The following is a 5,265-nucleotide window of genomic DNA, read 5'->3' as shown; positions in this document are numbered from 1 at the left end:
TAACTCCTGAATTAACCAATTTTTACGTTGTGTAACTATCCTATTAAGTGAGTGGTTATAATTATTAAATTGAAGATAGATTGTGCCTTTGATCCCCCCTTGATCCCCCCTTGATAAGGGGGGCGCGGCTCCCCCCTTGATAAGGGGGGTATGGAGAATCTGACAATGGTTACTCGGTCTTTTTGTCTCTATATGATAGGGCAAAACCGACTCGATCAAATGCTCGATGTCCGATTCTAACGAACCAAATTTGAGCATCGGTCAATCGGGTTAAAAGTTGATTTGGAAACTGTGAGGATATCTTTTGCTAATTCAAAAGCACCTGTTTTGATATCAATAGCTACAATCTTCCCATGATTGTCCTTCTCAACCTGCTGACGCACCTGAGACTGATAGATTCCCTGTCCACGTCGGACAAATTCTTCTTTGTTATAGCAAGGGTGTTGTAATGTCATTAGTTAGACCCTGTTGCAACCTTTGTCCCTCTATTTTAATCTAGGCTTTCAGCTTTGCTGTCAGTGGGGAATAATGCTCACCCTATTTGCCTAAAAATATTAAGAGATGTAACTATTTATGCCTAACCTAGAAAGTGATTACTCAACAGGGGTGAGATCAGGATAGTCTAGATCGAGCAGTCAGATAGATGTTTAGTTAAATTCCTACTTCAGATATGTCCGTTTCTAGTCCTCCTCGTTCCCTGCGTATCGGTTCGCGTAAAAGTCAGTTAGCCCTAGTACAAACCTATTGGGTACAGGCAGAATTGAGTAAACACCACCCCCATCGACAGTTTGAGGTGGAGACGATGAGTACCCAAGGCGATAAAATTCTCGATGTGGCCCTGGCGAAAATCGGTGATAAGGGTTTATTTACCAAAGAATTAGAAGTGGGAATCTTGGATAGATCGATCGATCTTGCCGTCCATTCTCTCAAGGATCTGCCCACTAATTTGCCCGAAGGCTTAATCTTGGGTTGCGTCACCGAAAGAGTCAATCCGGCCGATGCTTTGGTGGTAAATAGCCAAAACCAAGACTATCAATTAGACACTTTACCGGAAGGTGCGGTGGTGGGGACTTCTTCCCTGCGGCGATTGGCCCAGTTGCGTTACCATTATCCCCATCTAACTTTTAAAGATGTGCGCGGCAATGTTAACACCCGTCTGGCAAAACTGGACGCGGGAGAATACGACGCGATTATTCTGGCAGTAGCGGGATTGGAAAGGTTAGGATTAGGCGATCGAGTTCATCAGGTTATTCCGGCGGCAATTTCTCTCCATGCGGTGGGACAGGGGGCTTTAGGGATAGAATGCCGCGATGCTGATCCAGAGGTTTTGGAAGTCCTAAAAGTGTTGGAACACGCCCCTAGCCGCGATAGATGCTATGCTGAACGCGCTTTTTTACGGGAGTTGGAGGGGGGTTGTCAAGTTCCTATCGGAGTCAATACGGCGATCGAGGATGGTATCCTAACTTTAACGGGTATGGTGGCTAGTCTCGACGGTAAGCGCCTGATTAAGGACTCGGTTAGCGGTGATCCTAGCCATGGGGAAGTCTTAGGACGAGATTTAGCCCATAAAGTGCGCGAGGCTGGTGCTGGGGAGATTTTAGCCGAGATTTTCGCTGAAGTGGGCCGATAATCAGTTATCAGTGATCAGTTATCAGTCTTAAGTAGGGTTGGCTGAATAAATCTAACCTTTTCCGCCGGGATGATAGAATTGCCTTTCGGAGTCAGGAAATTGTGCAGGATATGACGATTTTGAATTAAAACTAAAGTTGCGATCGCTAAGAGAAAATAACCAAAACCTTTTTGTAACTGTTTTGCGGATACAAACTGTCCCAGATAGGAACCGATAAGAGTACCGAGGGCAGCCGCAAAAGCAAAGGATAGGGTTAACTGCCAATCGACGCTAATATGTCCTAAATAGCCCAGTAATCCAGCTACAGAATTGAGGAAAATAATCAGCAGGGAAGTAGCGATCGCTTGAACCATGGGGATTTTGCCCAATAATACCAGTGCGGGAACGATAGCGAAGCCTCCCCCAACCCCAACTAATCCCGTCAGGACACCCACAGCGATTCCTTCGCTCATTAACCAGAGCCAGCAATATCGGCAGACTGGTTGGGGGTAGAGAGTCAGATTTTTTTGCCGATCGCGGGCTTTATAATCAGGATTATCTATCTGTGCTGATCTGCGGATCATAAAGGCTGCCGCTAGGAGCATTAGTGTCGCAAACAGGAGCATCTGGAAGGTGGCAGTGACAAAGGGTAATGTGGCTAATCTTGCTCCCAAAAAAGCCCCTACCATCGTGGCAGAACCGAAGATAAAAGCGGTTTTTAAGTTAATGTTGCCTTTTTTCCAGTGGGGAATCGTGCCGAGTAAACTGACACTACCGATGACTAGAAGCGTCATAGCGATCGCCGATTTGGTCGGTACTCCCATCACATAGACTAGAATCGGTAATGCTAGTACAGAACCTCCTCCTCCCAGCAATCCCAGACTAATCCCCGTACAAACGGCTAATAAATGTCCAATTAACCAAGTCATTTCAGTTATCAGTTATTTTAGCTATCGGTCGTCAGGAGGCAGGAGATAGGTGATAGGGTTTTAGGGTGTTGGGGTGTTGGGGTGGTCACTGCGTGCGCGTTGCGGGGGGTGTTGGGGTTTTAGTTGAAATTCCCCCACTTCCCCACTTCCCCACTTCCCCACTTCCCAATTCATAATTCCCACACCCAACCCCTAACCCCCTATTTCCCCCGATGGGTTTGATTATAGGGAAGTTTAGCCAGAAGCATAGCTAAAGCACAGGTATTACTAATCCCCGCAAAAACTAGACCAGAACCGACAAAACCGCTTAAAATCAGGAACCAAGGCGAGATAAAGGCTCCTAATACTGTTCCGAGGACTACTAGGGAACCAGCAACGATCTGCACCTGACGGAATAGGCTAATTGGCGCATTTTGGTCTTTTTCGGTGGCATAACCCGCACTTTTCCAAGTATTTAAGCCGTTTTTAAGCTGGGCAACTTGGCTAAATCCTGCCGCAATCAGTTTTTGTGCTGCTACAGTGGACCGGCTGCCGGAATTACAGTAGAGAACTAGGGTTTGATCGGGGTCAAAAGCGATCGAATCGGGGTTAAAACTGGAAAGTGGTACTAATTTCGCCCCTGGAATGCGATCGCTGGCGTACTCCCCCGGTTCTCGCACGTCAATTAAGCAAACTTCTCGGCGCTCAATTAAGTTTTTTAAAGTATGGGCATCAAATTCTAGTAATTTTGCTTGATTTGTGGTATTGGTCATCGTTAATTTCCTGAATAGATCTTTAAGCTAAAACAACTCCTAAATTACCGCAGCCTTGGTTAGCGGGAACTGCCTCCATGATCTTTTTGGGATCGGGTAAATTAAGACTGTTCATAAACTCGATAAATTGTCTGCGGTTACGTCCGACAAAACGGGGATTGTATTGTTTTTCTTCGGCAATGGTGGAGACAGTTAAACCGCGATAGTCGTGGCCGGGATAAACTAGGGTACTATCGGGAAGAGTGAAAAGTTTTTGCGTGACTGAATCAAAGAGAGTACCAGCATCGCCGCTTTGGAAGTCGGTACGACCACAACCTCGGATAAATAGGGCATCTCCTGTCAAAATATGACTGTTATTGACTAAATAGGCTAGATGACTATCGGTGTGGCCAGGAGTAGCGATCGCTTTGATGGTGATATTTCCTAGTAACAATTCCTCTCCATCTGCTAGATGGCGATCGGCACAGGCTACTTGGGCATTTTCGGGAACTATACCCAGACAGCCTGTGATTTGCCTTAATTTTCCAGTTCCTGTGACGTGATCGGCGTGAATATGGGTTTCTAAACAGTATTTTAGCGTTAATCCTAGCTCCCGTAATTGCCGATCATCCCTTTCCACCTGTTCCCGCACTGGATCCACCAATACCGCTTCCTTGCTGACGGGATCGGCAATCAAATAAGTATAAGTGCTGGTTTCGGGATCAAACATCTGACGGAATAGCATGATCTCTTACTCTCCTTACATAGCTTTATAACTATACTACCATATAATTATAAATTTGTAGTAACCCTCTGGCAGGATTAATTTTTTGGCTGTATCTCACTGTCGAGTCAAGAGGCAAAAATACAAATAAAGCGAGAACTGTCGCTTTTGCAGTTCCCGCTCTATTATTGTTGGGGTATCTAACCCCCAAATATTGAGTTAAATTAGTACAAATCTTCTTCTTTGTGGGTGACGATCACACAGTCAGAAGTAGGATAGGCGACACAGGTGAGGACATAACCCGCTTTAATTTGATCGTTATCTAAGAAGGATTGATCGGATTGATCAACGCTACCAGATTCGATTTGACCAGCGCAACTAGAGCAAGCACCAGCACGGCAAGAAAAGGGTAAATCTAATCCTTGTTCTTCTGCTGCCTCGAGAATATATTCATTATCGGGAACATCAATTGTCTGGTCGCCATCGGGTGTTTTCAGGGTGACTTTATAAGTGGTTGTCTTTGTTTTCTTTGCCATAGCTTGTTCCTCAGTCTCAAAATGCCTTTTCTCGCCGTTTAAACTGAACGGGTCGAATGAGTTTTCCTTTTGATACTACAGGAAAATTTACCCGGCTCAACTTACCATTAGTAATGACAGCCTTAAATAAACTTAAAATAATATTTACTTATCTCTTAGGTAAATAACCCCCGATAGTTGTGGATCAATCGTTAAATAATCTCATCAATCTTTAGGTAATAAGTAGTCATGCAAAATAAATTTCCTAGTGAAGATAGGCAAGGAGCAAAAGCTTGATCGAAATGTGTAATTAATTTTGCTTAGGTACTTAAGTAGGGAGGCACAATTATTTGTAGGATGGGTTAGCGGTAGCGTAACCCATGCGGGCGTTGGGTTTCATGCTTCAACCCAACCTACGTTCATCTTATATTTAATTCCACCCACCTACTTAAGTGGTTTTTTAGCTATCAGCTAGAAAAGATAAAAGTCAAGAGTTGGGAGTAGCTGAGATGCAGAATAAAAAAGCTTAATCCTGCAAAAAAGCGAGGGGATAACTCATATTCTCAGCAAAACCCAAGATACCTCCATCGCGATGCCCATAGATTGACATACTCCCCTGAGAGGGGGACAAGCGAGCTAGAAGGTAGATAGGGCAAGCGATATAGCTCTTTGTCCTTTGATGTAATCCTTCAACCGATAGCGGCTAATTTGCATTAGCTCTTCTATATTTTTTTGGAACATTTGATGTAGCTGTAGC

5 protein-coding genes and 1 pseudogene are annotated in these 5,265 nt (G+C 44.6%); 1 reads left to right on the top strand and 5 read right to left on the bottom strand.

Features of this window, described 5'->3' with window-relative positions; translation table 11 throughout:
- Positions 1-169: 169 nt before the first annotated feature.
- Positions 170-455: pseudogene (locus tag IM515_RS03505) on the bottom strand (hypothetical protein).
- A gap of 215 nt (positions 456-670) precedes the next feature.
- On the opposite strand from IM515_RS03505, the gene hemC reads away from it, so the two are divergent.
- Complete coding sequence (hemC, locus tag IM515_RS03500) at positions 671-1,630, top strand: hydroxymethylbilane synthase (RefSeq protein WP_287628631.1); 960 nt, start codon at positions 671-673, stop codon at positions 1,628-1,630.
- Between the two features lie 14 nt (positions 1,631-1,644).
- Here the strand turns inward: hemC and IM515_RS03495 are convergent, their stop codons facing one another.
- The 4 genes from IM515_RS03495 to IM515_RS03480 form a co-directional block, all read right to left on the bottom strand.
- Positions 1,645-2,538, bottom strand: coding sequence for a sulfite exporter TauE/SafE family protein (locus IM515_RS03495; RefSeq protein WP_287628632.1), 894 nt, complete (start codon positions 2,536-2,538; stop codon positions 1,645-1,647).
- A gap of 200 nt (positions 2,539-2,738) precedes the next feature.
- Positions 2,739-3,290, bottom strand: a complete 552-nt coding sequence (locus tag IM515_RS03490; RefSeq protein ID WP_287628633.1) for a rhodanese-like domain-containing protein — start codon at positions 3,288-3,290, stop codon at positions 2,739-2,741.
- A gap of 22 nt (positions 3,291-3,312) precedes the next feature.
- Positions 3,313-4,014 (bottom strand): MBL fold metallo-hydrolase, encoded by a 702-nt coding sequence (locus tag IM515_RS03485; RefSeq protein ID WP_287628634.1) that lies wholly within the window; start codon positions 4,012-4,014, stop codon positions 3,313-3,315.
- 203 nt (positions 4,015-4,217) lie between these two features.
- Entirely contained in the window at positions 4,218-4,529 is a 312-nt protein-coding gene (locus IM515_RS03480; protein WP_287628635.1) for a 2Fe-2S iron-sulfur cluster-binding protein, read from the bottom strand.
- Positions 4,530-5,265 lie beyond the last annotated feature (736 nt).

The organism is Microcystis sp. M44BS1 (assembly GCF_020244875.1).
Taxonomy (GTDB): Bacteria; Cyanobacteriota; Cyanobacteriia; order Cyanobacteriales; family Microcystaceae; genus Microcystis; species Microcystis panniformis.
Note: the sequence above shows the minus strand (reverse complement) of the source record. Positions and strands in the feature narration are given on the sequence as shown.

Bases quoted from the DNA above. Each gene is read 5' to 3' on its own strand.
- hemC (WP_287628631.1), top strand. From the start codon at position 671: ATGTCCGTTTCTAGTCCTCCTCGTTCCCTGCGTATCGGTTCGCGTAAA.
- IM515_RS03495 (WP_287628632.1), bottom strand. From the start codon at position 2,538: ATGACTTGGTTAATTGGACATTTATTAGCCGTTTGTACGGGGATTAGT.
- IM515_RS03490 (WP_287628633.1), bottom strand. From the start codon at position 3,290: ATGACCAATACCACAAATCAAGCAAAATTACTAGAATTTGATGCCCAT.
- IM515_RS03485 (WP_287628634.1), bottom strand. From the start codon at position 4,014: ATGCTATTCCGTCAGATGTTTGATCCCGAAACCAGCACTTATACTTAT.
- IM515_RS03480 (WP_287628635.1), bottom strand. From the start codon at position 4,529: ATGGCAAAGAAAACAAAGACAACCACTTATAAAGTCACCCTGAAAACA.